General features: G+C 51.7%; 19 protein-coding genes and 1 pseudogene. 8 read left to right on the top strand and 12 right to left on the bottom strand.

What is annotated here, in order from left to right; all coding sequences use genetic code 11:
• Positions 1 to 78 precede the first annotated feature (78 nt).
• Complete coding sequence (gene proB / locus ACOQPU_RS26735) at positions 79 to 1,182, bottom strand: glutamate 5-kinase (RefSeq protein ID WP_420642879.1); 1,104 nt, start codon at positions 1,180 to 1,182, stop codon at positions 79 to 81.
• Positions 1,183 to 1,554: 372 nt separating this feature from the next.
• On the opposite strand from proB, the gene fbaA reads away from it, so the two are divergent.
• Both fbaA and ACOQPU_RS26725 read left to right on the top strand, forming a co-directional pair.
• A complete protein-coding gene (gene fbaA / locus ACOQPU_RS26730; protein ID WP_420642878.1) occupies positions 1,555 to 2,631 on the top strand; it encodes a class II fructose-bisphosphate aldolase in 1,077 nt (358 codons plus the stop codon).
• Between the two features lie 72 nt (positions 2,632 to 2,703).
• Positions 2,704 to 3,270, top strand: coding sequence for a TatD family hydrolase (locus ACOQPU_RS26725; protein WP_420642877.1), 567 nt, complete (start codon positions 2,704 to 2,706; stop codon positions 3,268 to 3,270).
• A gap of 6 nt (positions 3,271 to 3,276) precedes the next feature.
• Here ACOQPU_RS26725 and ACOQPU_RS26720 read toward each other — a convergent pair whose 3' ends face one another.
• From ACOQPU_RS26720 to ACOQPU_RS26710, 3 genes are all read right to left on the bottom strand, one after another.
• A complete protein-coding gene (locus ACOQPU_RS26720; protein ID WP_420642876.1) occupies positions 3,277 to 4,566 on the bottom strand; it encodes a serine hydrolase domain-containing protein in 1,290 nt (429 codons plus the stop codon).
• An 84-nt stretch (positions 4,567 to 4,650) separates the two neighbouring features.
• Positions 4,651 to 5,061: a hypothetical protein gene (locus ACOQPU_RS26715; RefSeq protein WP_420642875.1), complete on the bottom strand. Its 411-nt coding sequence runs from the start codon at positions 5,059 to 5,061 to the stop codon at positions 4,651 to 4,653.
• Positions 5,062 to 5,103: 42 nt separating this feature from the next.
• On the bottom strand, positions 5,104 to 5,301 hold the full coding sequence (locus ACOQPU_RS26710) for a hypothetical protein (protein ID WP_420642874.1): 198 nt from the start codon (positions 5,299 to 5,301) through the stop codon (positions 5,104 to 5,106).
• Between the two features lie 148 nt (positions 5,302 to 5,449).
• Here ACOQPU_RS26710 and ACOQPU_RS26705 point away from each other — a divergent pair, with 148 nt between their 5' ends.
• From ACOQPU_RS26705 to ACOQPU_RS26695, 3 genes are all read left to right on the top strand, one after another.
• The gene (locus ACOQPU_RS26705; RefSeq protein ID WP_420642873.1) at positions 5,450 to 8,893 is read left to right on the top strand and encodes an AAA family ATPase; all 3,444 of its coding nucleotides are present in this window, start codon (positions 5,450 to 5,452) and stop codon (positions 8,891 to 8,893) included.
• 285 nt (positions 8,894 to 9,178) lie between these two features.
• The gene (locus tag ACOQPU_RS26700) at positions 9,179 to 10,132 is read left to right on the top strand and encodes an AAA family ATPase (protein ID WP_420642872.1); all 954 of its coding nucleotides are present in this window, start codon (positions 9,179 to 9,181) and stop codon (positions 10,130 to 10,132) included.
• A gap of 8 nt (positions 10,133 to 10,140) precedes the next feature.
• Positions 10,141 to 11,463: a DUF58 domain-containing protein gene (locus ACOQPU_RS26695; protein ID WP_420642871.1), complete on the top strand. Its 1,323-nt coding sequence runs from the start codon at positions 10,141 to 10,143 to the stop codon at positions 11,461 to 11,463.
• Between the two features lie 13 nt (positions 11,464 to 11,476).
• Here ACOQPU_RS26695 and miaB read toward each other — a convergent pair whose 3' ends face one another.
• The 5 genes from miaB to ACOQPU_RS26670 form a co-directional block, all read right to left on the bottom strand.
• Positions 11,477 to 12,868, bottom strand: coding sequence for a tRNA (N6-isopentenyl adenosine(37)-C2)-methylthiotransferase MiaB (miaB, locus tag ACOQPU_RS26690; RefSeq protein WP_420642870.1), 1,392 nt, complete (start codon positions 12,866 to 12,868; stop codon positions 11,477 to 11,479).
• Between the two features lie 51 nt (positions 12,869 to 12,919).
• On the bottom strand, positions 12,920 to 13,714 hold the full coding sequence (locus ACOQPU_RS26685) for a class I SAM-dependent methyltransferase (protein ID WP_420642869.1): 795 nt from the start codon (positions 13,712 to 13,714) through the stop codon (positions 12,920 to 12,922).
• A 32-nt stretch (positions 13,715 to 13,746) separates the two neighbouring features.
• Positions 13,747 to 16,353 (bottom strand): hypothetical protein, encoded by a 2,607-nt coding sequence (locus ACOQPU_RS26680; RefSeq protein ID WP_420642868.1) that lies wholly within the window; start codon positions 16,351 to 16,353, stop codon positions 13,747 to 13,749.
• 158 nt (positions 16,354 to 16,511) lie between these two features.
• Positions 16,512 to 17,498, bottom strand: a complete 987-nt coding sequence (locus ACOQPU_RS26675) for a glycosyltransferase family 4 protein (protein WP_420642867.1) — start codon at positions 17,496 to 17,498, stop codon at positions 16,512 to 16,514.
• Between the two features lie 41 nt (positions 17,499 to 17,539).
• Positions 17,540 to 22,027, bottom strand: coding sequence for a peptidylprolyl isomerase (locus ACOQPU_RS26670; RefSeq protein WP_420642866.1), 4,488 nt, complete (start codon positions 22,025 to 22,027; stop codon positions 17,540 to 17,542).
• A 172-nt stretch (positions 22,028 to 22,199) separates the two neighbouring features.
• Between ACOQPU_RS26670 and ACOQPU_RS26665 the strand changes: the two genes are divergently transcribed.
• Genes ACOQPU_RS26665 through ACOQPU_RS26655 form a run of 3 tightly spaced genes read left to right on the top strand, consistent with a single transcriptional unit; the run spans position 22,200 to position 23,480 of the window.
• Positions 22,200 to 22,436, top strand: coding sequence for a type II toxin-antitoxin system Phd/YefM family antitoxin (locus ACOQPU_RS26665; protein ID WP_420642865.1), 237 nt, complete (start codon positions 22,200 to 22,202; stop codon positions 22,434 to 22,436).
• The gene (locus tag ACOQPU_RS26660; protein ID WP_420642864.1) at positions 22,423 to 22,797 is read left to right on the top strand and encodes a type II toxin-antitoxin system VapC family toxin; all 375 of its coding nucleotides are present in this window, start codon (positions 22,423 to 22,425) and stop codon (positions 22,795 to 22,797) included. The genes ACOQPU_RS26665 and ACOQPU_RS26660 overlap by 14 nt, the downstream gene beginning before the upstream one ends.
• A 17-nt stretch (positions 22,798 to 22,814) precedes the next feature.
• Complete coding sequence (locus ACOQPU_RS26655; RefSeq protein WP_420642863.1) at positions 22,815 to 23,480, top strand: hypothetical protein; 666 nt, start codon at positions 22,815 to 22,817, stop codon at positions 23,478 to 23,480.
• A gap of 50 nt (positions 23,481 to 23,530) precedes the next feature.
• Here the strand turns inward: ACOQPU_RS26655 and ACOQPU_RS26650 are convergent, their stop codons facing one another.
• The 3 genes and pseudogenes from ACOQPU_RS26650 to pgm all read right to left on the bottom strand — a co-directional run bounded on the left by ACOQPU_RS26650 (position 23,531) and on the right by pgm (position 26,344).
• On the bottom strand, positions 23,531 to 23,854 hold the full coding sequence (locus ACOQPU_RS26650; protein ID WP_420642862.1) for a hypothetical protein: 324 nt from the start codon (positions 23,852 to 23,854) through the stop codon (positions 23,531 to 23,533).
• A gap of 84 nt (positions 23,855 to 23,938) precedes the next feature.
• Positions 23,939 to 24,566 (bottom strand): annotated as a pseudogene (locus tag ACOQPU_RS26645) (YdeI/OmpD-associated family protein).
• 131 nt (positions 24,567 to 24,697) lie between these two features.
• On the bottom strand, positions 24,698 to 26,344 hold the full coding sequence (gene pgm, locus ACOQPU_RS26640) for a phosphoglucomutase (alpha-D-glucose-1,6-bisphosphate-dependent) (protein ID WP_420642861.1): 1,647 nt from the start codon (positions 26,342 to 26,344) through the stop codon (positions 24,698 to 24,700).
• Positions 26,345 to 26,450 lie beyond the last annotated feature (106 nt).

Genomic DNA, 26,450 nt, shown 5'->3' with positions numbered 1-26,450 from the left:
TCTCCCAAACTGGCCACAGAGAACACAGAGGAAAAAGAGAAAATTCTCTAAACTCTCTGTGTTCTCTGTGGCCAAAATCTATAACAGGATCAAATCGTTTCGATGCACTGCCACTGGCCCGTAGCCGTAGCCTAGTTTTGCTTCAACCTGGTCGGAGTGCATTCCCGCAATTTGCTGCAAATCATTGCTTGCATAACGAGCGATGCCTCGCGCCAATTCTTTCCCATCTGGCCCTTCGATGCAAATGGAGTCTCCACGATTAAATGTACCAGAAACGGCCGTAATCCCCGCAGGCAACAGGGAACGGCCGTTTTCCAACAATGCTCGCGCCGCGCCCACATCAACCTGCACACAGCCCTGCGGTTTGCGTCCCGCAAAAATCCAGCGTTTCCGGTTTTCCAGCGGGTTCTCCAAAGCGGGAAACCGGGTTCCAACAGACTCACCCCCGGCAATACGCGCAATGACATTTGGCGCACTGCCAGCGGCAATTACCACATCTGCTCCTGCCCTGCGAGCCACATCGGCCGCCTGTAGCTTGGTCGCCATCCCCCCTACGCCCAAGCCACTCACGCTGCCACCCGCCAACGCCCTGACCGTCTCATCAATCTTATGTACCTCTGGGATGAGTTCTGCATCAGGATTGGTGCGCGGGTCTGCGGTGAACAAGCCAGGTTGGTCTGTGAGCAGCAGCAGCAAATCAGCTTCTGCCAGGGTGGAAACCAATGCGGAGAGATTATCATTGTCACCTACCTTGATTTCTTCAGTGGCAACGGCATCATTTTCGTTAATGACAGGCACAATGCGATTTTCCAGTAGCGTCAGCAGCGTGTCCCGCGCGTTGAGATACCGCTTGCGGTTGGTAACATCTGCTCGCGTTAACAACATTTGGCCCACATGGATGTCATAAATCTCAAAATACCGCTCCCACATCTGCATGAGGCGACTTTGCCCGACAGCAGCAAGCATCTGCTTGTTAGCTACCGTATTGGGCAAATCCGGGAACCCCAGCCGATGCCGTCCCACCGCAATCGCCCCAGACGTGCAAATAATCATATCTTTCCGTTGGCGATAGAGCTCAGCACATTGGCGCACCAGCTCTACCATGTGGGGGTGATCCAGTTTGGGCGTGCCACCAGTGAGTACGCTGGTTCCCAATTTCACAACAATTCGCTGATATGCCATAACGCTCCTGTATGGGTGTTGCTTTTGGCTGTCAGGATAGCAGCACGGGGCTTTAGCTGTCATGCGGCCGTTTCCGTAGTTTATTATTCCTGAATACGTCTGTGAAGTTTGCTATTTCACTGCACAATAATGATAATTCCTTACGTGGGCGATTACGCTATTTGCATAACAAGTATGATAAATGACAGGGATTGTTATGCTAAAAAGAGTGGCTTTTTGGCCCATTTCTTTGCATACTTATGCTGGGAATATTTTAGACACCACAGGTTCACATTGAAAATAATGTTCCCAATTGATTTGGGGAGTGACTTATTTTGCCGTGCAGCAACATCTGCACATTTTATTCGCCATCAAGATTAAGGAGAGTTTCTGATGTCAGGATTAAGCCATTTACCAGCCGGTGTTATCACTGGTGATCAGGTTCAAGAAGTTTTTGCTCACGCCAAGGCCAACAACTATGCGCTGCCGGCAGCGAACGTAGTCGGTACCAACAGCACTAATGCCGTGCTGGAAACAGCACGCGATCTCAACTCACCGGTAATTTTACAATATTCCAATGGGGGCGCGGTCTTTTTTGCCGGTAAAGGGTTGAGCAATGAAAATCAGCAAGCGGCCGTTGCCGGGGCAGTCTCCGGGGCGCATCATGTGCATCAGGTAGCGGCTCTGTATGGCACCCGCGTCATTTTGCATACCGACCATGCGGCTAAAAAGCTGCTGCCCTGGATTGATGGCATGCTGGACGCTGGCGAGGCGTTTTACAAAGCACACGGCATCCCGCTTTACAGCTCTCATATGCTAGACCTATCTGAAGAGCCAATTGAAGAAAATGTGGAGATTTGCCAGCGTTATCTAGAGCGTATGAGCAAAATGGGCATGACCTTGGAGATTGAGCTGGGCATCACTGGCGGTGAGGAAGACGGCGTAGACAACACCGACGTAGACAGCTCTCGTCTGTACACCCAGCCAGAAGAGGTGGCCTACGCTTACGAACAATTGATGAAAGTGAGCGACAAATTCACCATTGCGGCCGCTTTTGGCAATGTACACGGTGTCTACAAACCGGGTAACGTGCAGCTTCGCCCTATCATCCTCCACAATTCTCAAGTTTACGTGCAAGAGAAGTTCGGCACGGAAGAGAAACCAATTAACTTTGTGTTCCACGGCGGTTCTGGCTCCAGCCCGGAAGAAATTGCAGAAGCAATCTCCTACGGCGCAATCAAAATGAACATCGACACTGACCTGCAATGGGCCTTCTGGAACGGCGTGCGTGGCTATGAGCAGAAGAATCATGGCTATCTGCAAGGTCAAATCGGCAACCCGGACGGGGATGATGTACCTAATAAGAAGTTCTACGATCCGCGCAAATGGCTGCGCGTGGCTGAAGACTCGTTCCGTGCCCGCTTGAAGCAAGCGTTTGAAGATTTGAACAATGTGAACCGCCTGGCATAAACTGCTGCAGATTACCAACTAAACTTTCAGGCAGCCAAGAACCGGCAAGTTAAACAAAACAGGCCGGGAAGCGTGTTCTTTTATGATTCCCGGCCTGCGAAATTTTCAAGCGATACCTGGTTTACAGCGGACCGAAAAATAGATTACCGGGCGCGTCTGGATCATCCCCTACAAAAAATTCATCAGAGAGCTTCATCCGTATCCCAACAAAAAATCGTCAATATTCATGGGCTGGGGGCAGAAACGGCCGTATTGCAACGCCTGGAACAGTTCCAACCACCCACCCCCATTGTACATTGGTACGCCGGGCCACTAAACCTGATCGACCGCTATTTGGCGGTAGGTGCTTACTTCACTTTTGGTGTGGAGCTGCTTTACGGCAAGAAAATCGAAAAAATCTTGGCGGCCATCCCCCAAGATAGATTACTAACCGAAACTGACAACCCCGGTGCGTATAAACATTTTGCGCATCAACCAGGCACGCCTGGCCTTATTCAACAGGTTACGGCAAAGATGGCTCGGCGCCGCCAGCTCAGTGAAGTGAAGATGGAGGCGATAATCGAACAGAACTTCATCCAGATTATCGCCTCCAACCCGACCCTCATCCGATGTTGGCAGGCTGCTCAAGATGAAAACTGATTGTCTTTATTCGGCCGTAAAGCCTTGCACTGTAAACATCACCTCAATCATAATGCCTAAAAAGCCGAGAGATGGCTCATTGCTGTTCAGCGTGCCAATGAGGGTGGCGTTTTGCTCTGGCCAATAGAAAGCAAAGCTGTTGAACAAACCACCGTGGCCAATGTTTTCACCAATACCAGGAATATCACACTCTTCGTAGATAAAGCGGTAAAGTCCCATCCCGTAAGATGTGCCACAGTCGGGCGTAGTTACCCAAGCTGTCATCTCTTCCTGGCTGGCAGGATCGTCAAACAGGTCGCCGTTGACCCAGGCCCACAAAAAGCGGTTCATATCGGCAGCAGTGGAGACCAACCCGCCGGAACCCCACTCGTAAGAATGGCTATCTAGCTCATTCCACAGCACGCCATTGAAATAGGCATTGCTGACAGCACGGCCGTTCACACCTTCAACCACTGGCTCCTCAAACTCAAAATAAGTATGCGTCATCCCCAGCGGCTCAAAAATGAGCTGTCGATACGCCTCCGCCAGCGTCATCCCGGAAGTTGCTTCAATGATCATGCCCAGCAACTGATAATTGGTATCCCCATACCCATATACTTCACCCGGTTGCCCCAGCGGTGCTGCATTTTCGATGGCCCACTCCAACACCATTGCTTCATCCCACATGGTGTCTGGCTCAGCCAACACCAGCTCCTTGAAGTCAGAGATACCGTTGCCGTCCTCATCGACGCCGTTGGAGAAATCGCCCAGCCCGCTGGTGTGGTTAAGCAATTGCCGCACAGTGATCATTTCGCCATACGATTCGCCATCAACCATCAATAGGCGAGCGGTGTACTCTTCAGGAATGTAAAGGCTGAGCGGGTCATCCAGAGAGAGTTTGCCCTGCTCTACCAGCTTGAGAATGGTTACGGCCGTAAACGTCTTGGTCATGCTGGAAATGATAAATTGACCATCTGGCAATATTGCCTCCCCTGCCTCTTGGTCAGCTAGACCGGCTCCCCCGGCGAAACTGTAATTTTGATCCGGCATATCCACCATCAAAATGACGCTAGGCAGGCCATTTTCGTTAACCCACGTGTCTACAATCCCTTGTAGTGCTTCGGTCAGCTCAGGCAATGGGTCTTCTGGTGGGGTTGGTGTGTCGGTGGGTTCAGGCACGGCCGTTGGCTCGGATACCAATTCTTCAACAGCAGAGGTCTCTGGTGAGGGTTCAATGCTCTCGGTGTTCGTGTTATCGACACTACAAGCAGCCAATAAGAACAAAATTGTCGTGAGCAAAAACCATACCTTCTTCATTATTTTTCTCCTCTAGAAAAGGTGCGGAAAATCAGAGGCAGAGCAGTTATAAAACTGTCTACCAAAATTCCATAAAGATAGCGTTTAACCAACTTGCTCTAAAACCTTAATGAAATTGCCACCAGGTTGACCGTTCCCATCTCCATCTAAGGTTTCACCGCTAGAATCTTTTACTACATTTTTGCCAATCCCTAGAAGGGAAATGGTGTATTTAACATTCTCGCCAGCACCGGGGTCAATCAACTCTTTGCCAGGTTTTTCACTGATGAATACAGCCTCCTTGGAGTCTTTAGAGATTTGAAAAGTACCGCCTATGTTGAAGCTACCCAATCCGTTTTTTCCCTTTAGGTCAATCCTCACGGTTCCAGGAGCGTGAAGAGAAGATTTATCAACTGCTCGATTGAACGAAATAGAAACCACTATGCGGAAGTGATAATCGACAGGAGAAACCCAATCTGGAGCTTTTAAGCTAATGTTTGATACTTGGAATGTCATCGCGAAGTTACCTCCTACTTTCGAACTTTTACGTTTTTACCTTTATTCATTCTTTCTACTCTGGGGCAGTTCTACAATCTCTGAGCGTAAAAAAACCAGCATTTCCTCTAAATCAATAAACAGCCTTCTTTTATCAGTAGCCACCTCTTCCAGAGAGCAACGCCAGGTGAGCGTACCGTTTTGCTCAACTTGCCACAACCGCAACAAAAATGAACGATAGATTGCTTCTTCAATCGCCATCTTCACCTCACGTCGCTTCCTGATGAAGAGATTAACAAGCGATCGTTAAGAAAACGTCCAGTCGTTATTTTTTGGTGATTTTTGTCAGGTGAAAACGGCCGTTCTCCTCTGGTACAATGCAAGTTCCAACCAGCGAGGAGGGTGTTTTATGGCTGTGCTACAGATTTTGACTCTGGGTCCACTGCAAATAGCAATTGACGACGCCCCTGTGTCCGGTTTTCTATCCAACAAAGTTCGCGCGTTATTACTCTATTTGGCTATTGAACAGGCACGGCCGTTCCGGAGAGAACAGCTGGCAAACTTGCTTTGGCCAGGTCAATCCCACCGCAAAGCGCGTGCCAACTTGCGCCGCGCTCTGGCCAATCTTCGTCAAGTGATTGATGATGAAAACGGCCGTTTCCTCCATGTCACCCGCCAAACGCTTCAGTTCAACCCAGCTAGCTCCGCCCACGTTGATGCTGTTCAATTTGAACAGCTTTTAAACCAACCAGAGCCCACGCTCACCGATCTGGAAACGGCCGTTTCATTAGCACACGGCCGCTTCCTTGACGATTTTTCGATTAATAACAACATTGCTTTTGAGGAGTGGGCCTTGCTCAAACGCGAACAGCTTCAACGTCAGCTACTCCATACGCTGCACCAATTGGCCACCCATTACGAAAGCCAGCACCAGCCAAAAACGGCCGTGCGCTACGCCTGGAAAATGGTTCAAACTGAACCCTGGTATGAGTCGGGTCAACGCCAGCTGCTCCGACTGCTGGCCCAAACTGGGCAGCGCGGCAAAGCCTTAGCCCACTACGGCCAGTTTGAGAACGAACTGCTTACTGAGCTAGACGTCCTGCCAGAGCCAGCCACCCGTCGCTTATACGCACAAATTCGCGGCGATGCCAACCAATCCGCCAACATCTACCCGCCATTTTTTTCGCAGCCAGCAGCCACACCGCCAACCTTCGTGGCACGGGAACCAGAATTGGCCCAGCTAAATGCTTTTTTGCAAACGGCCGTTTCCTCAAAAGCACATTTTGCCTTCATTTCAGGCGAAGCAGGCAGCGGCAAAACCAGTCTGCTTCGCACTTTCTCCTGGCAAGCGCAACAGCAACAGCCCATGCTGATACCCCTTATGGGCAGCAGCCCGGCCCACATTGGCCCCGGCAATCCATATCAGCCAATCCGCACGCTGCTGACTCACAGCCTGGGTGATTTGGAACCAGCATGGCGAGATGGCAGCCTCAACCCTGCCCAAGCCAAACGCCTTTGGTCGCTGCGGCAAACTGTGCTCAATTTGTTACAGCAATGCGCCCCAGATTGCTTGACTACGTTGGTTGACCCCGCACATTTACCAGAAGAACAGCGTGAAACGGCCGTTGCCCAAGCCCCGCCACAAGAAATCCTCTTCGAGCAGTTAGTCAGCTTCCTGCGTAAGCTCAGCCAGCAGGGACCACTGCTCTTAATGCTTGAAGATTTGCATTGGGCAGATAGCGGCACGCTAGACCTGCTGTTTTTCTTGCGGCGCGAACTGGTCGGCTACCCGATGCTTTTGGTAGGCAGTTACCGTCCAGAGGCTTTGCATATTGCCAATGGGCAACATGCTCTGACGCGACTGATTTATGAGCTGACCCACGATTTTGGCCAGATTGAACTAGCGCTGAATCAAGTAGACGGACGACTATTTATAGATGCCTGGCTAGACAAGGAGCCAAATCAGCTAGGCAACTCGTTCCGCGATACGCTGCTCGCTAAAACGCGGGGCCACGCCCTTTTCACTATTGAGCTGGTAAAAAGCCTAAAAGTACGAGGGGATTTGTATCAAAACAGCGATGGCTGCTGGCGAGCCAGTAAAAATGTCAGTTGGGGGCACTTGCCTGCCAAAACCGAGGGGATCATCGCGAAGCGCATCGAGCATTTGCCCACCAGGCTTCGCCAGCTTCTGAGCGTTGCCAGCACGCAGGGAGAAACATTTGCCGCTGAAATTGTGGCTCGCGTCGGGCAATATTCATACAGCGACACCCTCCGCGCCTTCAGTGCCAATCTGAGCCGCCAGCACGATCTCATCCAGCCGTTGGGACGGCAGTCTGTTGTTGGGCAAACTGTCTCATACTACCGCTTTCGGCACAGCTTGTTCCAAGAGTATGTGTACGGCCGTCTCGATGCCAACGAACGCGCCCACCTGCACCAGCGCACTGGGGAAAGCATGGAGGAACTGTTTGAAACGGCCGTCTCGCAACCCTCCCCTATTGCCGCCGATTTAGCCTACCATTTTGAGGCGGCACAACTGACTTCCCAAGCTATTACCTACCATCAGCTAGCAGGGCAACACGCCTTGCGCCTTTCCGCCCACTTGGATGCCAGCAATCATTATCAGCACAGTCTGGTACTTCTAAATTCACTGCCTCACTCCGACAACCGCATTCATGAAGAAATTACCTGCCAGTTGGTGCTGGGCGCATCGCTGCTAGCAATTAATGGCTACACGAATGCAGAAGTCAAAGCCGCTTATGATCGGGCTTATGAACTGTGCCTCCAAATTGAAGCGGCACCAGAAATGGTGACCAGCCTGTTCTGGCTCACCTCCTACTATGCTGTCAGCGGCAATCTGGCCAAGGCAGTCACCGTTTCTGAACAGATGCTGGCCGTGGTAGAGCAGTTCCCTGTAAGCGACATGCACCGAATGCAGGCGCATGTCCTGGCCGGGCTTCCGCACTTCTTCATGGGACGCAACCGGATTGCGCTAACACACTTCCGCCAAGCCTGTGCCATTTATGATCCACCCGTCCACCAACCGCTTGTTTACACCTTTGGCCAAGACCCCGGCATTGCCGCCATGATGTGGCAAGGGCACGTGCTCTTTCATCAAGGCTGCTTTGCTGAAGCCACTGCCTGTGTGCAGCAAGCCCTGGTCTGGGCAGATGAGCTTGACCATCCTTACACAAAAACGTTTATTGAACTACTGGCTGGCTATTCCCCCAACGGCTATTACCTGCGGCAAGCCACAGCTGCGAAGGCCCATGCTGAAACGGCCGTTTCCCTCGCTAAAAAACATCATTTTCAATATCTGCTGGCACTCAGTCAATTTTATTTGGGATTTGAAACGGCCGTTTCCCAACCACAACCCAACGCGCAGCCCAACGATGGATTTACACAAATGGAAGAGGCGATGGCCATGGAAACGGCCGTGGGGGCGCGGCTTGGCCTCAGTTCTCGCTACCTCAATTTGGCTAATGCTTACCGACAACACAACCAATTAGAGAAAGCATGGCAAGCTATCCACCAAGCCAGAACCGAAGCATACAGTCGCCTGGAAACATACTTTGCCTCAGAAATCGAGCGCGTCAGTGGAGAACTGCACCTGCTGGCTGGTGATACAGAACAAGCCGAAATTTGCCTGCACAAAGCCATTCAGTTGGCACGCCAGCAAGAAGCGACAGCTTGGGAACTCAAAGCCGCCACCAGTTTGGGCCGCCTCTGGCATGAGCAAGGGAAAACCGAGCCAGCCAGCTCGATAGTGGCCCAAATATTGGCCAAAATTGAGCCAGAACCTCACTCACCCGATGTTGCCGCAGCAAAAACCCTCTTATGCAATTTAGTCGAGTGAGAAAAAACAAACAGCCAAGAAGAAATTTCATACGACATCATGAAATTGTGATGAGAGCATGAGAACGGCCGTTTCTCTTAACGCAACCTGACCCACACCTTGTAAAATTGGCAGTGTATGTTGCTTACCTGAACAAAAACCCAACGATTCACCAACGCCTGACCCTGTATTGTCACCAAAATTACCGTTTATGGTACAATCGTGAGCACGCATGTAAAAACGAGGTATCTTCGATTTCAGTTGCCCGTTTTTTACAGGAAACCACCCAAACAAGGAGCATCCAAAATGGTAGATATTGAAGCAGTAGCCAACACCATTGTAGAGAATGTGGAGAAAGTGATTGTCGGCAAGCGGTCGGCTGTGCAGCTTACCGTATTGGGGCTGTTGTGTCAGGGGCATATCCTCATCGAAGACGTTCCTGGCGTTGGCAAAACCGTCTTGGCCAAAAGTTTGTCTAAATCAGTTGGCTGCAAATTTCAACGTATCCAGTTTACGCCAGATATGCTCCCCAGTGATGTCACTGGCGTTTCTGTCTTCAACCAGAAGTCACGCGAATTTGAGTTTCGCCCTGGCCCCATCCATGCTCAAATTGTGCTAGTGGACGAAATTAACCGGGCCACGCCAAAAACACAATCTGCCTTGCTAGAAGCGATGGAAGAGAAGCAGGTTACGGTTGATGGCACCACGTACCCGCTAGAAGCTCCGTTCATGGTGCTGGCTACCCAAAATCCCATCGAGTATGAAGGCACCTTCCCCCTGCCAGAGGCGCAATTGGACCGTTTTTTGCTGCGGATTCAGCTTGGCTACCCCACCAAAGAGCAGGAAATTGACATTCTTGATCGGCAGCAGTTCAAACACCCGATTGAATCTATTGAGCAGGCTGTCTCGGTTGAGGAATTGCTGGAGGTGCAAACGGCCGTAAAAGAAGTGTACATCGACAATTTGGTAAAAGAGTACATCATTGATATCGTGCGCCAGACGCGGGAGCATCCAGATGTCTATCTTGGTTCCAGCTCGCGGGGGGCTTTGGCACTCTACCGTTTGTGCCAGGCACGCGCTGCCATGTTTGGCCGGGATTATGTGCTGCCCGACGATGTAAAAGCGCTAGCCGGTGCCTCGTTAAGCCACCGCATCATCGTTGGCCCTGCCGCCCGCATCAAGGATATCGAGCCAGACGCCATCGTGCAGGACATTTTGGACAAAGTGCCTGTACCCGGTGGCCAAATGCAAGCATCTTAGCAGCCATCATGTTTAAATTCAGGCAACAACGACGAACGGCCGTCATCATACTGGCCTTTGTGGCACTTTTTAGCGGCTTGATCACCGGGCGAGATATTTTATTCAGTTTGGCGTATCTCCTGGGAGTCCTGCTCATTATCTCCTTCGGCTGGGCCTGGGTCAATATAAACTACGTCCATTTGTCCAGAGTAACACGGACCCGCCGTGCCCAAGTGGGACGGCCGTTAGAAGAACGATTCACCGTCCGCAACACCAGCCGCATTCCCAAATTATGGCTTGAGGTGCGCGATTTTTCCTCATTGCCGCACCATTATTCTAGCCACGTGGTGAATGGGTTGGGGCCGCACCGCACTTACGCCTGGCGTGTAACCACCGTTTGCCGCCAGCGGGGACGGTACCAACTCGGCCCCATCCGCCTGAAAACCAGCGATCCCTTCGGCCTGTTCCCCATGCAACGCGACCTGGTACCAACAACCAATGTTGTTATCTACCCCCTCACCTTTGAAATTCACCAGTTTGCCCTTCCTCTAGGGATTTTGCCCGGTGGGGATGCACTGCGCCGCCGCACGCATTACGTCACCACCAATGCGTCTGGCGTGCGAGATTATGCCCCCGGCGACAGCTTTAGCCGCATCCACTGGCGCAGCACCGCCCGCCGCAACCGGCTTATTGTCAAAGAGTTTGAGCTTGATCCCTTGGCAGACATTTGGATTGTGCCGGACATGGCCATATTTGGCCATATTGCCCCACGCCAGGAAGATGAATCCGATGACCAACTTAGCTGGGGTCCCTGGGGGTTTATTCCGAATTGGCGGAATCCAGACGAGTTCAAGCTACCGGCTACGACTGAAGAGTACACCGTAACGATTGCCGCCTCCCTAGCCCAATATTTTCTGCGGCATGATCGCGCCGTGGGTATGCTGGGCTACGGTCAAACCAATGAAATCGTCCAGCCAGACCGGGGTGAACGGCAGATGAACCGCATTTTGGAAACGCTGTCCGTGCTGCGGGCGGAAGGTGAAATTCCAATTTCAGATATGCTACACGCAGAGTCCCATTTGTTTCCACGGGGCACAACGGTGATTGTCATTACCCCCTCTACACAAGAAGAGTGGCCGACGGCCGCTCGACAGTTAGCGCGGCGCGGGCTGCGGGTGGTGTCTGTACTGGTGAATCCAGCCTCGTTTGGCGGATATCGTTCTTCAGACGGGGTGTTTTCCGTTCTGCAAGCCAGCGGCATGGTGGCCTACATGGTCAACAGTGAGGACAATTTAACGGCCGTTCTGAGCCAAAGCCAAAAGCAAGCCGGTAGTTTTGCAATTATGCAGTAGCCTGTAACCTAAACTATAAAACGGTCAACGGGATGGTTTCAACTGGCTCTAGCTCCGCTACATTAGCATCCACCAGCGTCCCGGAGAGGCTCCAGGGGCCAGCGTGTTCAATTTTGACCTGCACCAGTTCACCTTTTAATTCGCGGGGATCGTCAAAGAAAACGAGCTTGTTTTGCGGAGAACGGCCGCGCCAGCTTCCCTTGTGTTTGCTTTCTACTAGCACTTCCACCGTTTCGCCCAACCAGCGATTATTTCTTTCTTGCGAGACCTCTTTTTGCAACGCTTCAATGAGGTGGAAGCGACGCCGCTTTTCAGCATCCGGCACGTCATCTGCCATGCGGCGAGCACTGACAGTGCCCGGGCGTGGGCTGTAGCGTGCCAAATGCACCTTATCCAGTTTGAGGTCGGCCAGCACATCATAGGTATCCTGGAACTGTGCCTCGGTTTCGCCAGGAAAACCGACGATGATGTCACAATGAACGGCCGCATCCGGCACAATGTTGTGAATTCGCTCAACCAATGCCCGATACTCCGCTTGGGTGTAGCCTCGCTTCATGTTGGCCAGGACTTCATCATTGCCAGCCTGGATGGGTACCTCAATTTGGGGCATCACTTTCGGCAGATCGGCAACTGCCTGGAGAATCTTGTCGGTCATGTAGTTCGGGTGGCTGGTGAGGAAGCGAATGCGCTGCAAGCCGTCAATGCCATTAATCACGCGCAACAAATCAGCAAGGTCGGGGCCGTCTGCGGAATCTGCTCCGCCCATGTCGTACCCATAACGGTCCACAATTTGGCCTAGCAGCACCACTTCCTTCACGCCTTGTGCTACCAGCGAACGCACCTCGGCAGCAATTTCGCCGATGGGTCGGCTGCGCTCGATGCCCCGCTTTTGGGGAATAATGCAAAATGTGCAGGCGTGGGAACAGCCATACACAATGCTCACGGGCGCAGAAACAAGCTGACCACGCTGATCAGCAGGCAAAATTACTTCGCCATCCATCAGGGCATGCCGCTGCGTTGTTTCTGTTAGCTCCAGATTCAGATCATCATCCTGACGCAGCAAAGAGACAAGCGGCTTACCATCGGTGGATGGCTCCATGAAAACATCCACAAAAGGGAACTTTTGCTCAAGGTGCTCATTACCGCGCACGCCCACCACGCAGCCCATTACCGCAATTTTTTTGTCTGGATTTTTCTCTTTTAACGGCCGTAAATTTTGCAGCTTCCCGTACGCCTTGTCTTCTGACTGCTGACGCACCGTGCATGTTTCTAGCACAATCACATCGGCGTCTTCCGCGCGGCCGGTGGCACTGTAGCCGAGCTTTTCCAGCTCCGTCGCCACGCGCCGAGCATCGGCATAGTTCATCTGACAGCCTGTAATCCAGAAATGATATTTTTTGCTCATAGTTTTAGTTGCGAGTTGCTAGTAGACCATACCAGCCACTAACCACTACGCCTAGCCACATCTTCCAACAATCAGTAGTTCTGTTAAACGAAAGGTGATTCTATCGTTGCTGATTTGGGGCGTCAAGAATTCCGCCACGGCCGTTGGTGCTTGCAGCAACATTGCCTTCAATCTGGTAATGTCCTCAGGAGATGCCTGCATCCTAGTCGCCCAGCCGCTGAATTCCATCTCTTTACTCAGCAACTCTTGGTGTTCCACGGCAAAACCAGCCTGACCAAACCCATATACCCACTCAGAGACGCTCCAGCAACGGCCGTGGCTGGGGTCGCGCAGTTTTTCAAAGGCATTCACGTAGTTACCCGCTTCATTGAGCAGCCGCGCTTTTTTGCCCCGCAGATGCGTTCCCGGCACGATGTTATCAACAACGGCCAGCAAGCCGCCAGGTTTTAGCACCCGCGCTGCCTCAGCAATGAATTGCTGAATGTTGGGGAAATGGTGTGGCGCAATGCGGCAGGTCACACAATCGAAAGAAGCAGCATCATAGGGCAATGCTTCGGCATCTGCTGGCGCGAATGTAAGGTTGGTGAGCCCTTTATCCTCGGCAAGGTTGGTAGCCACGACCAACATTTCTGGCGTGAGATCGGTGGCAGTAACGTGGGCAACGTGGGATGCAAAGGCAAAGGCTGTGTGCCCGGCAGCAGTTGCCACGTCCAGCACATGCCAATCAGATTGTGGCTGTGTGATTTCAATCAGCCGTTTAAGGCTATACCCTTTAGCATGAACCGTGCTGGTGGCATAGGCGGCGGCGTTGGCCCCAAATTGCTGCTGAACTTTCTGTTTGCTCATATCATGCTTCCTCTCATAGATAAGCCAAATTCTTACGGATTTATCCAGGCAAGCGAGGTGCAATCACCATTTTCATGCGGGATGGCCTGCTGGAAGTCATAGGCTGGGGCCACAAGGCCCAGCACATTGGCGGCTCGCGTAAATGCCAACCAGTTGCCATCCATAGACCAATCAAACGTAAAGGAAGGCAAAAACGTGTCGGTGTTAACTAAAATCGTTTGTAGGTCATCTGTTTCAAAATCGTACAGGAATAAGGCACCAAAAAGCGAGTTTTGCCGGCTCAGCCCGCTGGCTTCTGGCCGCATAGCACCAGTTGCTACCAGGAAACGGCCGTCTGGCGAGAATCCAAGCGTGTGTTCTCCTCTAGAGTTATTGAGTGGAAACAGCATTTCAACGCTGCCATTCTGGCGATTGACCAAGAAGAGGTAGCCATCAGATGCTTGCTGCATAGCCATCACTACCAGCAACGCTTCATCCCTTGGGTGGGTGACGGCATACCGCATTTGCAAAGAGAGAGCTTCACCCTCTGGTAGAGCTTCGGCTAACTCAGCGGCTGTCAGCAAGAATGTGGGGTCGGGATTGTTAATCGAGGCAATGATCAACTCCTGTGTGGGGGTTTGCACATCATCAAAAAGCGTGCGTATGTACCCAAATTCCTGATTATTGATCCAAAATGGTGCGCTGCCTTCGCCAACAATTACGGCCGTTTGCGGTGCATCTTGAGCAGCACGATATTGAATGGTGGACGGCAAATTCTGAGCTTCAGAGTTCAAAGAGATAATTCGTCTGTCTACAAGATATTGCGTGCTTGAGAACATTCCCTCAGTCGTAAGCAGCAACCCTTGCCCATTGGGCGACCAATGCGGGACTTCGGCCAATACAGTACGCTCACACTCCCCTGTCTCACAGGTTTGAATGTCCACCAGCAGCGGTTTGGGGACAAATTCGTCATTATTGTTTCCAAAATAAGTTAGCAGGAATTGGCCTTCCGGGTCCATCTGCCCCAGTGAAATTGAGTAAATTTCATCAGCATTCAGAATATTTACCCCTCCACCTTGTTCCCACCAGACCGTTTGCCAAGCAGGCTGCGAAGACGTGGTGTCAATAAGTTGCAAAATCACACCATTATCCTGGGGCAAGGGGTTAAAAAAGGCCAATCCGGCAAATATCCCTTCTTCGCGCCATTGCTCCTTATCTAACTGGTAACGATACAAAACTGATTCAGGCGGGTTTTCAAAAGAGTCGTCCAAATTGGCAAGGCAACCAATTTGCAAATCCTGAGCTGGCAACGAGATGGGTTGTTGAGATACGGCCGTTATTTCCGCCTGTGTCATCGCATAAAACCACCAATCGCGGGAAATTCGGTCTATTTCACCAAAAGGTTGGCCACCTACCTCCCGCCGCAATCCAACCAGCCAGGCCTGGTACGTTCGCGAACTGTTCATCTCACGCATCACATCCCGCACCGACAGTTGAGGTGCATGCTGCTTAAGTAGAAAGTCTACAAATCCATAAAGCTGCCAACTGCTGTCATTGAAAATTTGCCCAAAATCGGAACTGCTCCAATATGGAAAAAGCAGTTCAGTATGCACACCCGTCGCGGCTAAATCCTGCTGTGTCTGTTGGGTCACGGGCCAATCGACCAATTCTAATTCACTTAATTGGTAGCGCATCAATGCCTGGAACATCGGCGCGTGTTCACAACACTCATATTCCACAGAATGGGCCACAAGACCGGCAAGCACCTGGGCTGCATACGCATTTAGCAACGCCTGGTACCCGACTTCATTGACGGGCAGGCCAATGAGCGAAGGCGTGGGTAAATTTAACCGCAAATTGCCATCGTACAGATTGGCTGAGTCAGCAACTGCCAGCAGGCTTTCTGGATCGCTGTCCAGGCGAAGCTGAATAGTGCTAGAGCAGTTCAGATCAGGCAGTTGCTCACACGCTTCTGCTATCAAGTTATTCAAATCCTCTGTAAGCTGAATAGCAACTTCTGCGTCCCGTGCTGGGAAGCTCACGTTCATGTTGGCTGTTTCTTCAGTTTGCCAGTCTCCCCAAAATTCATCCAGCGGTGGCGAGAGCAGCCAACGGGTTTCACCGCGACGGTAAACGGCCGTTCGCTGCAAAATTATCGACTCTATGCCATCCTCGGTAAAAGCAAGGTACGCCTGACCATATTGCAGTTCGGCACCGTTGAGTGCTGGATCCACTTCTAGCGACACAAAGCGATCATCCTCGCGGGAGAGCGGCGCAGAGGCACCGTCTGCATTTGCCAAGGTCAAACCGAAAGGGGGATTTTGAGAAAACAAGCCTGCCGACAACAAATTGGTTTGCGCCTGGCTCCAGCCCATATCGCGCCCAGAAAGCACCGCCTTGCCCAATTCACCATCATGGTTGGCAGCAGCACGGCTGAGTAAGTTGTGCGTCGCAAAAATATCTGTCTCGACAGCAGCGGTCGCCTCATCAAGACGCTGGTTTACCTGCTGGTAAACAACAAAGCCGCCAACCGCCAAGAGGACAACAATAATGATGATTGTGCGCCAGGGGCGTGTGGGAGAAACGGCCGTTTCCGGCGCTTCTTGCCACGTCTGCTCATCCCAATCATTCTCTTCTTCTGTCTGCCAATCAAAAGACATAGCGAACCTCTAACCATTACTGCTTGGTGGCTAAAAAAGAAAAAACGCAAGCCTAAATAACATACCATCCAAGTATGAGACCGACCCGACGGAATTGCCACGTTTATGCAACTATTGAAACCAATTCACAGGAAAAACTAAAGAAAGAGAGAAAATGATTATGCAGGCTTGTCTAACTGCCAAATGGCCGCGCCCCCCAGCAGCAGCATCGTGCCAAAAATCAGGTAGCCTTCTACAACCGTTGCCTCGGTTACAAACACGCCAATCATGCCGCTCGCGCCGGTTAGTAAATAAAGCAATAGCACGGCTTCCCGCTGACTAAACCCCCGCTGCACCAGGCGGTGGCTCAAATGGTCTTTGCCAGCCGTGTTGGGGCTAACCCCGCGCCGCAGCCGGGAAACAATGACCAACGTTGTGTCAAAAATTGGCAATCCCAAGATAAAGACAGGCACCATCCAGGTGACAAAGCTGCTGTTGGCCGGAAAGCGCAGCTGCAACCCTAGCAACGCCAAAATGAAGCCAAGAAACAGCGAGCCGGTATCCCCCATAAAGATTTGGGCGGGCTTGAAGTTGAACCGCAAAAAACCGAGGCATGCCCCAAAAACGGCCGCTGCCAAACCAGCCACCAAGAATTGATCATTTTGCAACCCCAACAGCATGATAAACGCTGCCGCCACGCCGCTAACGCCAGCACTCAAGCCATCCATGTTGTCTAAAAAGTTGACGGCGTTGCTGATGCCCGCCAGCCATATAAAAGTGATTGTGTAATTGAGGAATTCCGGCAGCGGCAGCTTAACGCGAATATCAAATAGAGCCAGAATGAGAAAGCCGACAAACTGCCCGGTCAGCTTCACCCAGGCGGGTAAGCCGTACCGATCATCTAGCAGACCAACCAAGGCAACGACAGTAAGGGAAAGCAAAACGCCGGCCACCGTGTTAGGAAATGCTGGCACGAAAGCGATGACAGCCAGCACGGCACCGCCAAAAATAGCCACCCCGCCCAACAGCGGCATTGGTGTGCTGTGCAGCTTGCGCTTGGCGGGACTATCTACAAAGCCCGTACGAAGTGCCAGGCGACGCACCCAGGGAATGCTGATCACTGTAACGGAAAGTGCCATGAGGAAAATGGCAAGGACGGTTTGCATAGCTTAAAAGGCAGAAAGAGGAGAGTGGGGATTGGCGGATTTCATTCGTCGGCTACCTCAATAATGTCTATACGCACAATTTGGTCGCCGATAAACTCAGGATTTTGTTCGGGGTCACGCAAGGTGAGGCTTTGCAACACATCTTCGCCGGCAATGAGTTCGCCAAAGATGGTGTGACGGCCGTTCAAAGCCGGTTGTTCTGCAAACGTAATGAAAAATTGGCTGCCGTTTGTGTTTGTCCCGGCGTTAGCCATTGCCAGCAAACCAGGGCGATCAAAGGTTAGCCCGTTGTCTACCTCGTCGGTGAAGCGATAGCCTGGCTCGCCACCACCCGTACCGGTGGGATCGCCCCCCTGCGCCACAAAATCTGCCAAAACGCGATGGAAGGTGGTGACATCATAAAAGCCTTGCTGCGCCAAAAAGACGAAGCTGTTCACCGCTAGTGGGGCTTCCTCCGGAAATAGTCGTAAACGAAGCTCTCCCTTTTCGGTTTGAATGATGGCCTCATACATTTGGGATAGGTCAATTACGAAGGCAGGGTATTCACTGTAGAAGTTGTTGCGTTCGGCGGGGGGGATGTTGGCTAACGGCCGTTCCTCATCCACCGACGACGCAGGAGAGGTAGAATCGGGCCGGAGCTGCTGGAGGAAAAGCTGAATCTCGCCCTGGTATTCTGGCGGACTCAATTGTAGCACTTCAGCAACCAACGCTTCCGCTTCATCTAGCTGGCCCAAATCCCGGTATGCTTGCGCCTGCAAATATTTCACGTTCCAGGCCGGAATCTCCTGCTGGCTGGGGTCGAGCAGCAGGGCCTCATCGTAGGCGGCAATCGCCTCTGTGAATTCATCAATTCGTTGGTAAAGCTGGCCAGCCCGTAGCCAGGCGCGGGCATTGTCTGGCTCCAAGTCTAGCCCCTGGCGCAAGGCCGTAACCGCTTCTGCATAAAACGCATCTGCGTCTGCTCCATCCGCTTCAGCGGCGCAGGCGGCGGCGGCATCTGCCCAAGTAAAGAAGGTGTCAGCATAGAACGGATCAATGGTGGCAGACTGCTCGTAAATGTCCAAGCCACCTACGCAATTTTGGCCCTGACTCAGCACTAGGCGGGCGTATTCATTGCGAATGATCGAATTTTGCGGACTTAGCTCTAAAGCACGTTTGTAAAATTGTTCCGCATCGGCCAGATTCTGGGCACGCACGGCGTCATTGCCGCTGCTGTTAGCCCAAAGCGTGTTCAGTCGGGCCAAGTTGGCAGTGTGGTCTGTATTTAACGGATTTATTTCCTGCGCGATAAAAAGTTGTTGCTCTGCCTCCGCCAAAAGCTGCTCCTGCCGCACCAAATCGGTTGTCACGTTCGACAGTTCTAAATAGGAACGTCCCAGGAACAGGTAGTAAAAATCTTCGTTCGGGGCACGATCGATGGCATCTTGATAGATGGCGATGGCGTATTCCCAAGCGTTGGGATCGCCCGTGGCCGCCGCTTCACTATCGTAAAAACGGCCGCGTTTATACACAATATCTGCCTGCACAATTTGCAAATTTGTGAGCACCACCATCACACTGGCCACTGCCATCAATATAGCCAAAATAGCGTATCCCGGCGTTGAGCCGTTGCGGCGCAGTCGCGGTTTCTTGCCCGTGCTCACGGCAAAGGCGGCTACCACCATCAGCAAAAAGACAAAGATGTAGAAGTAGGTCAAAAAGTCGGCCGCATACGCCGCTTCGTCGATGAGGTAACTGGGTAGCTGCTCCACCGTTTGCGGTGGGGGTTCAAAGGCACGGTAAAGCAGCGAGTAACGGTACAAATTGGCTTGGAACAACGCGTACAGCAAGCCAAATACAAATGAAATGGTCGCCATCAGGCCAACCGGGGTCAGCAAATTGCGCCAGGCGGGATCCCACAAGTAGTAGAGGATGATGCCGCTAAAAACGACCGTACCCAATCCTGCCAAAAAGCCACCGCCCACAATTACCGGTAGCGAGAACAGCAAGCCTGTCACCGCTACGCCCGCCGCGAATAAACGAGCATTTTTGGTCAAAGCCAGCATTAAATTGCCGCCCGCCCACAGGCAAAGTGCACCCCAAATCCACAGCAGCGTTTGGCCTAGCAAAGCGGTTGCGGTGGCATTATCCGGCAGTGGGAAAATGAGGCGGAATAAGAGTGAAACCGCACCCACCACCAAAAAAGTGATGGCAATATTATTTTGGCGGCTGTCGTTGATTTCGCGGGAAACGGCCGTAATTTTTAGCTCCCCATCCTTTACCATCTCACTCACGGCAATGAGCAAGCCTAAGCTCCAAGCCAGCACGAGCATTAGGTAAACAAAGGGAGACTCGATGAAATCTCGCTTGATATTGACAAACAGGCTTTGGTTCAGCACATCCAAGGCCGTTAAATCGGTAGCGTTTTCAATCACCAAATTGGGAGGCTGCGAATAGGTGATGAAGGAAAAGCCTATGATGCCAATGAGCAGCGTGAGCATAAAGCCATACAGCAGCACTGGCCCTGTCCAACTAGCAAAAACGGCTGGCGTTGTAGCCTTGCGCCCCGCGCGACGACGCCTACCCTTGCCTCTGCTGGGCGTTGACGCATCTTCCTCGGCAACAGTGGAGCTGCCTTGCTGTTGGGGCAACCAGTAGGTAATGATAAACAGCAATCCTACGTAGAGGAAGAAATGCAGCCGAGTAGCGGATATAGCAATCCCAAAGTGAATTTCTACAAAATGAGCCAAAATAGCGGCAACCAACGCCACTACTAATAGACGCTCAGCAGCAAAAGGTTGCTCATTTTTCTCATCGCTGCTGGCAAACAGGGCATAATAAATCAGGTACAGCACCAGCCCCAAAATGGAGCCAAACGGCAGGGCCACGCCAATGTACACCGCCCCGCCCCAAATGGTGAAGGCAACGGCCGTAATCACCCCCACACCAATCCACAAGCCAATGAGCAAATTGCGCTCAAACTTGCTGCGAAGCACGCCTAGCCAGCGGAAGCTGTATAGAAAGACGCTGAGGTACAACGCCTGCCATATCAAAAAGCCCAATACCCCAGTGATCACCAAAGCGTCAAAAGTCTCGTTATGCGAGCGGTCCGGCGAGGCGTTACGGGCTTCCAATGTGGCTAGCTCCGGCGGATAAAAGCTATTGTAGGCCACGTACATGGATTCTGGACCGTAGCCGATGAACGGCCGCAAAAAGTTGAACGTATCGCTGCTGCCATCGGGGAAGGTGATGGGTTCGTGCGGCTGAATCAGCTCCAACGCCCCCTCCCAAATGAGGGTACGCACCCGCCCTGTGCCCGTGTCAGCCTCCAAAACCTGCCCCAAACGGCCGATTCTGGGCAGTTCGCGCCATTCGTTTAGCGTGGTGAAGACGTTGCCCACCACAGGCGTTTCGGCCAGTCGTGCGTTTGTGTCGCTGGGCAGATTAAACAGCACCAACCAAATGGCCAACACAGCCGACATCACAATCCAGCTAAACCAGAGCCAGCGCCAGCCGCGCCGGGCGGCAACCAAGACAAACATGCCTACCACAACCAAGGCCACGGCAAAGACAAACGCCACAAAGCTGGACATCGCCCCGGCCAGACTCGCCAGCAAGCCCGCCCCAGTAAGTCCGCGCAAGATGAGCAGGATGACGGTGTAGGATACGGCCGTTCCCACCAAAACAAACGCCGCCCCAGTCCCAGCTTCCTTCAAACGGAACCGTCCCTGGTCTTTGGCAGCGTTTCGCAGCCCAACCAGCACCACCAAAATGAAGGCAAACAGTCCAGCCCCCAATCCCAGCCACGGCCCCCGGCTACCAGACCAGTAAATGGCAATGAGCTGAATCGCCACCGCAAAAATGTAGGCCGACGAGCGCATCACGTCCGCGCCAGACAGCTCCTCATCGCTCAAAATCGAGCTAAACGAGGCGATAATTCGCGCCACGGTCAGCGGCACGGCCATGATGAGGTAGGCGGCAATGAAGATGGCGTTGCCCATGTGTCCCGCCACGCGCTGGGTCACGTCCCCGGCCCAAGGCAGCGGGTCCAAATCGAAATGTTGCAGCAGGCCGTAAAAGGCGACGGGAATGGATGTGATGATAACGGCCGTTACCAACCGTCGCACCTGCGCCCGCGTCCGCATCGTGGCAATCGTGGTGCCAAAAATAACGATGTAAGAGAGCGTCGTGTACGTCCCCTGCAGCCGCTGGTAAGACCCCGCCCAGCTCACCGCAGGCGTCACCGAGAAAATGGAGGAAATGATGTAAACCAGCACCAGCAAGGTGATTATTAGCAAAAATGGCATTCGCCAAAACGAATTGTCGGCGCGCCAGCGCAGGCGGGAAGCGAGCTCCCACTGCCGTAAATCCACAAATTTCACCAGCCAGGCAACCCCCATCACTAAAGCAATGGAGCGCATGAGCGTCAATTTATCCGGTTCAAAAACACGATCAGAATGAATGTTGAAGAAGAGCGGGACGGCAATGACCACAAACAGCCAGCCGACCTCAATAAGACCATCGCACCAGCGAGACAGTTTTGTTTCCATAAGGCCGCAATGTTAACCGAAAAATGGGGAATGGTAAACGGCCGTTTGCTATTTACTCTGGCTGTGCCAGCGTCCCGCCATGCCACACACATTTGACTATCCTTCGCCGATCAATTATCATGTACGTACATCAATTGTTGAGCGTACGTATTCTGGAGGAGGAGGTGAAAAAGTGAAAACCGTAACCCCAACTGAGCTTCGCGCTAATATTTACAAGCTACTAGAAGAAGTCCTGGACAGTGGTATTCCACTGGAAATCAATAAAGGAAACAAGCGCCTACGGATAGTCCCGGTGGAGTCAGGCCAAAAATTGCAGAATCTAATCCCTCGTTCAAATGTCATTCAGGGTGATCCAGAAGATTTAGTGGCCATTAGCTGGGAAAAAGAGGTGAATCTTGATTTACCTTGATACGCATGTGGTAGTGTGGCTCTATGCTGGGCAGCTAGCGCGATTTAGTGACGAGATTCAAGCATTACTCAATGAGAATGATCTGATCGTCTCCCCCATTGTGCAGCTAGAGCTGCAATATTTGCATGAAATCGAGCGAATTACGGTGGATGCCCAGACAATCATAACTGATTTGGCAGCACGAATTGGCTTGCAAACGTGTGATAAACGTTTTCAGGCGGTGGTTGGTGAGGCAACGGCCGTTTCCTGGACACGTGACCCCTTCGACCGCCTCATCGTCGCCAACGCCAGCTTAAACAGTGATATTCTCATTTCCAAAGATCAAAACATTCTAAACCATTATCCCCATGCCAAATGGTAGTTTGGAAACCAAGAAACATGATTGGGTCTATCAAACAACTAATTTACCATTTTGTACATTGGAAAGAAATAAATATTGGTAATACCCAGCGGCACATTCTTATTCCAACGAAATTTGGCGCACTGCTATTTGTTTATCTTCTTTACACACTGACCCGTATTAGCTGGTTTTATGGGGATTGGCGAACATTTACCAGTCAGCACCATGAATTTGCGATTGATTATCCTGCACATTGGGTCAAACTTGGTGAATACACAAACGGATACAAGAACCAGGATGATTTAGCTGTTCATTTTATTAGTGGTGACGCTTTCCTCGTTCCTTCACAGAGTTCTATTAAAGTCCATCATCGCAGAATGCCAAATGGAACTCTGGAAAACATAGCTGACTGGGGATTAGATTTGATTGAAATAACCGGTGGTGGGTGGTCAATCTCACAACTTGAGGACAGCAATATTGGATTGGAAGATTATCCAGTCTTGATCCAGACTTACCGTAAACACTCACGCCTTAGACTAAAAACGTTTTTGATCACCAATGTATATGTTCTATCAGGCGAAGATGCCTATATTCTTCAATTCAGCGCACCAGCACATAAAATAGACGAGTTTGAAGGCATATTCGACCGCGTTTTGACTTCATTCAATTTAAATTCAACATCAAGCAAAGAGAATGATACCTAAATCTCAAGTTTTGTAATGGAATATGAGCCAAGAAATATGATTGTCTCGATTTATTTTGGTTCAAGCGACGTCACGTAATCGTAGCTTTCGTTCAGGTATTCGGCTAATTTGTCCAAATCTTCAAACATATGCTCAGGGATTAGCACGTAGCCGCGCATGGTGGCTCCGTAGGACTTAAAGAGGGTCGTGTCAAATTCCTCAATGTACTTTTGCTGAACCTCTTTGCCGTAGCGAAAGCCCAATTCACCATCCTTGTTAAGTATCGAAAACATATGCCCGTTTGCCGAGGTGTAGGGCACAGTTTTCCCTTTTCGCACAAATCTTGGGCATTTATCCACCAACTTATCGTAACGCTCTAGTTTTTGTTCCCACATGCTTTTTTCTCCTTCACCGTAGCCGCGGATTCTTTCCGCGCCATTGGAACGCGGAAAGAATCCGCGGCTACAAAATGGTCAAGCTTAATAGCGGTCGTGTAATCCGATGCCTTCGAAGATTTTTGGCAAGCACTTTTCAATGCGCGATGTGCGCGTTTTGGACTGCTTGGCGCCAGAAAAATGAAGCAGATAACCTCGCTGCCGTCCCGGTGTCAACGCCTCAAACGCTGCTTTGAAGGCCGGGTCTTCTTCAAATTTGGCCGTCAGCTCTTCCGGGACGTCAAATTCTGAGGTCTTTTTTGTACTCAACTTCCAAACCCGCTTTTTCCACTTCAATCGCATCCTTTACAATTGCTTTTATTATCGGCTCCAACTCCGCAACTTGCTCCACCGTGGTAAAGCGAAGCTGGCGCTCTGCCTGCATGTTGGGTGTAGATTGAATCAAAACGCCGTGCGGGTCTTTTAGCAAAACGCCCTTGAAAAAGCCAAGCACCACATACCCTTTCAAGGCACTCATCAGAAGGATATTTTTGCCGTCAAACGTGTAGCAAGGCACGCTCCACTTCACTTCTTCAGTCAAGTCCGTTTCCAGCAGAATAGCACGTAATTTGACCAAAACGTCTGGCCAGTTGTGGACTTTACAATCTGGTGTGCCGCCTAAGGGACAACGGCCGCATCCCACCCCCAAATAGTTATCAACACCCGGATTCATCATCTTGCATATCTCCAATTGTCTTTCTAGTGCAAGGGGGTCAACCAGCTCACAAGTTGGCAAAAAAAATACCCACCTGACTTGGTGGGTATTATAACTTAGAACATCCATTCTAGAAAGCAGTTGTTTATTTACGCACCATCAAAGGCCGCCTGGACGATTTCTTTAGCTTCGGACTGGATTTGGCGCAAGTGGTCTTCGCCTTTGAAACTTTCGGCGTAGATTTTGTAGATGTCCTCAGTGCCAGACGGCCGTGCGGCAAACCAACCATTCTCCGTTACCACTTTCAGCCCACCGATGGCTGCGCCGTTGCCCGGTGCGTGGGTCAATTTGGCTGCGATCGGTTCGCCCGCCATCGCGCTTGCGCTCACCATTTCTGGCGAAAGATTGCTAAGAATCGCTTTTTGCTCGCGGCTGGCGGGGGCATCGCTGCGCTGGTAGACGGGGCTGCCAAACATCTCCTCCAGCTCTTGGTAATGCTCACCGGGATCGCGGTTGGTAACGGCCGTAATCTCCGCCGCCAATAAATTCAAAATGATGCCATCCTTGTCAGTGGTCCACACTTTGCCGTTGTGCCGCAGGAAGGATGCGCCCGCGCTTTCCTCGCCGCCGAATCCGTAGGAGCCATCGACCAAGCCATCTACAAAATATTTGAAGCCGACCGGCACTTCCGCCAGCCGCCGCCCCAATTTGGCCGCCACCCGGTCAATCATCGAGCTGGACACGAGCGTCTTGCCAATCGCCGCGTCCGCAGGCCAGCCGGGGCGGTGCTGGAACAGATACCAAATCGCCACCGCCAAATAATGGTTCGGGTTCAGCAGTCCGGTGCTTTTGGTCACGATGCCGTGCCGATCCACGTCTGGGTCGTTGCCAAAGGCGATGTCAAACTCATCTTTGAGCCGAATGAGGCTGGCCATGGCGTAGGGCGAGGAGCAGTCCATGCGGATTTTGCCATCTTTGTCTACGGTCATGAAGCGGAAGGTGGGGTCAACGGCCGTATTCACAATCGTCAAGTTTAGCCCATATTTCTCGGCAATTGGTTCCCAATAATCAATTGCCGCCCCGCCCATCGGATCCACGCCGATTTTGAGGCCAGCCTGAGCAATGGCGGCCATATCAATCACGTTTTCCAGATCGGCGATGTAGGGCATCATAAAATCGTAATGGTGAACGTTGCTGGCCTGCATCGCTCGCTTCAGCGGCATCCGTTTCACCACTTTTAACCCATCAGCCAATATTTCATTGGCCCGATCCTGGATGGTTTGGGTGGTTTCCGAAGGGGCTGGGCCACCTTCGGGCGGATTGTATTTATAGCCACCGTCATCCGGCGGATTGTGCGAAGGGGTGATGACGACGCCATCGGCGCGGGTGGCGTTGCCACCGTTATTGTACGTTAAAATGGCGTGCGAGATGGCTGGTGTCGGTGCGTACCCTAAATCAGCTTGAATGAATAGCTCCACCCCATTGGCCGCAAACACCTCAACGGCCGTTGCCTGCGCTGCTTCGGACAGTGCGTGTGTATCCATCCCCAAATACAGCGGGCCGCGAATGCCCACTTTTTGGCGATATTCGCAGATGGATTGGCTAATCGCCAAAATATGATCTTCGTTAAATTTACCCGCCAAAGATGAGCCGCGATGACCAGACGTACCAAAGCTCACTTTTTCATCAATGTTGTTGGGGTCGGGATGGGTGATGTAATAAGTAGAAATGAGTCGAGGAATATTTACGAGCATGTCGCTGGGGGCTGGCTTCCCGGCGAGAGGGTGCAGGGCCATGAGGCACTCCTTTTTTAGAGATTAGAGATTAGAGATTGGAGATTAAGAGCAATACAATCGCAAATTTCCAGTCTCCAATCACCTGTTTACAGATAGCGCAATTATA

It is taken from the genome of Candidatus Leptofilum sp. (assembly GCF_965223285.1).
GTDB lineage: Bacteria > Chloroflexota > Anaerolineae > Promineifilales > Promineifilaceae > Leptofilum.
Note: the sequence above shows the minus strand (reverse complement) of the source record. Positions and strands in the feature narration are given on the sequence as shown.

Excerpts from the sequence above, each read along its gene's own strand:
- ACOQPU_RS26715 (WP_420642875.1), bottom strand. The coding sequence starts at position 5,061 with ATGACATTCCAAGTATCAAACATTAGCTTAAAAGCTCCAGATTGGGTT.
- ACOQPU_RS26680 (WP_420642868.1), bottom strand. The coding sequence starts at position 16,353 with ATGTCTTTTGATTGGCAGACAGAAGAAGAGAATGATTGGGATGAGCAG.
- ACOQPU_RS26685 (WP_420642869.1), bottom strand. The coding sequence starts at position 13,714 with ATGAGCAAACAGAAAGTTCAGCAGCAATTTGGGGCCAACGCCGCCGCC.
- ACOQPU_RS26675 (WP_420642867.1), bottom strand. The coding sequence starts at position 17,498 with ATGCAAACCGTCCTTGCCATTTTCCTCATGGCACTTTCCGTTACAGTG.
- fbaA (WP_420642878.1), top strand. The coding sequence starts at position 1,555 with ATGTCAGGATTAAGCCATTTACCAGCCGGTGTTATCACTGGTGATCAG.
- miaB (WP_420642870.1), bottom strand. The coding sequence starts at position 12,868 with ATGAGCAAAAAATATCATTTCTGGATTACAGGCTGTCAGATGAACTAT.
- ACOQPU_RS26700 (WP_420642872.1), top strand. The coding sequence starts at position 9,179 with ATGGTAGATATTGAAGCAGTAGCCAACACCATTGTAGAGAATGTGGAG.
- ACOQPU_RS26670 (WP_420642866.1), bottom strand. The coding sequence starts at position 22,027 with ATGGAAACAAAACTGTCTCGCTGGTGCGATGGTCTTATTGAGGTCGGC.
- pgm (WP_420642861.1), bottom strand. The coding sequence starts at position 26,344 with ATGGCCCTGCACCCTCTCGCCGGGAAGCCAGCCCCCAGCGACATGCTC.
- ACOQPU_RS26650 (WP_420642862.1), bottom strand. The coding sequence starts at position 23,854 with ATGTGGGAACAAAAACTAGAGCGTTACGATAAGTTGGTGGATAAATGC.
- proB (WP_420642879.1), bottom strand. The coding sequence starts at position 1,182 with ATGGCATATCAGCGAATTGTTGTGAAATTGGGAACCAGCGTACTCACT.
- ACOQPU_RS26710 (WP_420642874.1), bottom strand. The coding sequence starts at position 5,301 with ATGGCGATTGAAGAAGCAATCTATCGTTCATTTTTGTTGCGGTTGTGG.
- ACOQPU_RS26695 (WP_420642871.1), top strand. The coding sequence starts at position 10,141 with ATGTTTAAATTCAGGCAACAACGACGAACGGCCGTCATCATACTGGCC.
- ACOQPU_RS26705 (WP_420642873.1), top strand. The coding sequence starts at position 5,450 with ATGGCTGTGCTACAGATTTTGACTCTGGGTCCACTGCAAATAGCAATT.
- ACOQPU_RS26655 (WP_420642863.1), top strand. The coding sequence starts at position 22,815 with ATGATTGGGTCTATCAAACAACTAATTTACCATTTTGTACATTGGAAA.
- ACOQPU_RS26720 (WP_420642876.1), bottom strand. The coding sequence starts at position 4,566 with ATGAAGAAGGTATGGTTTTTGCTCACGACAATTTTGTTCTTATTGGCT.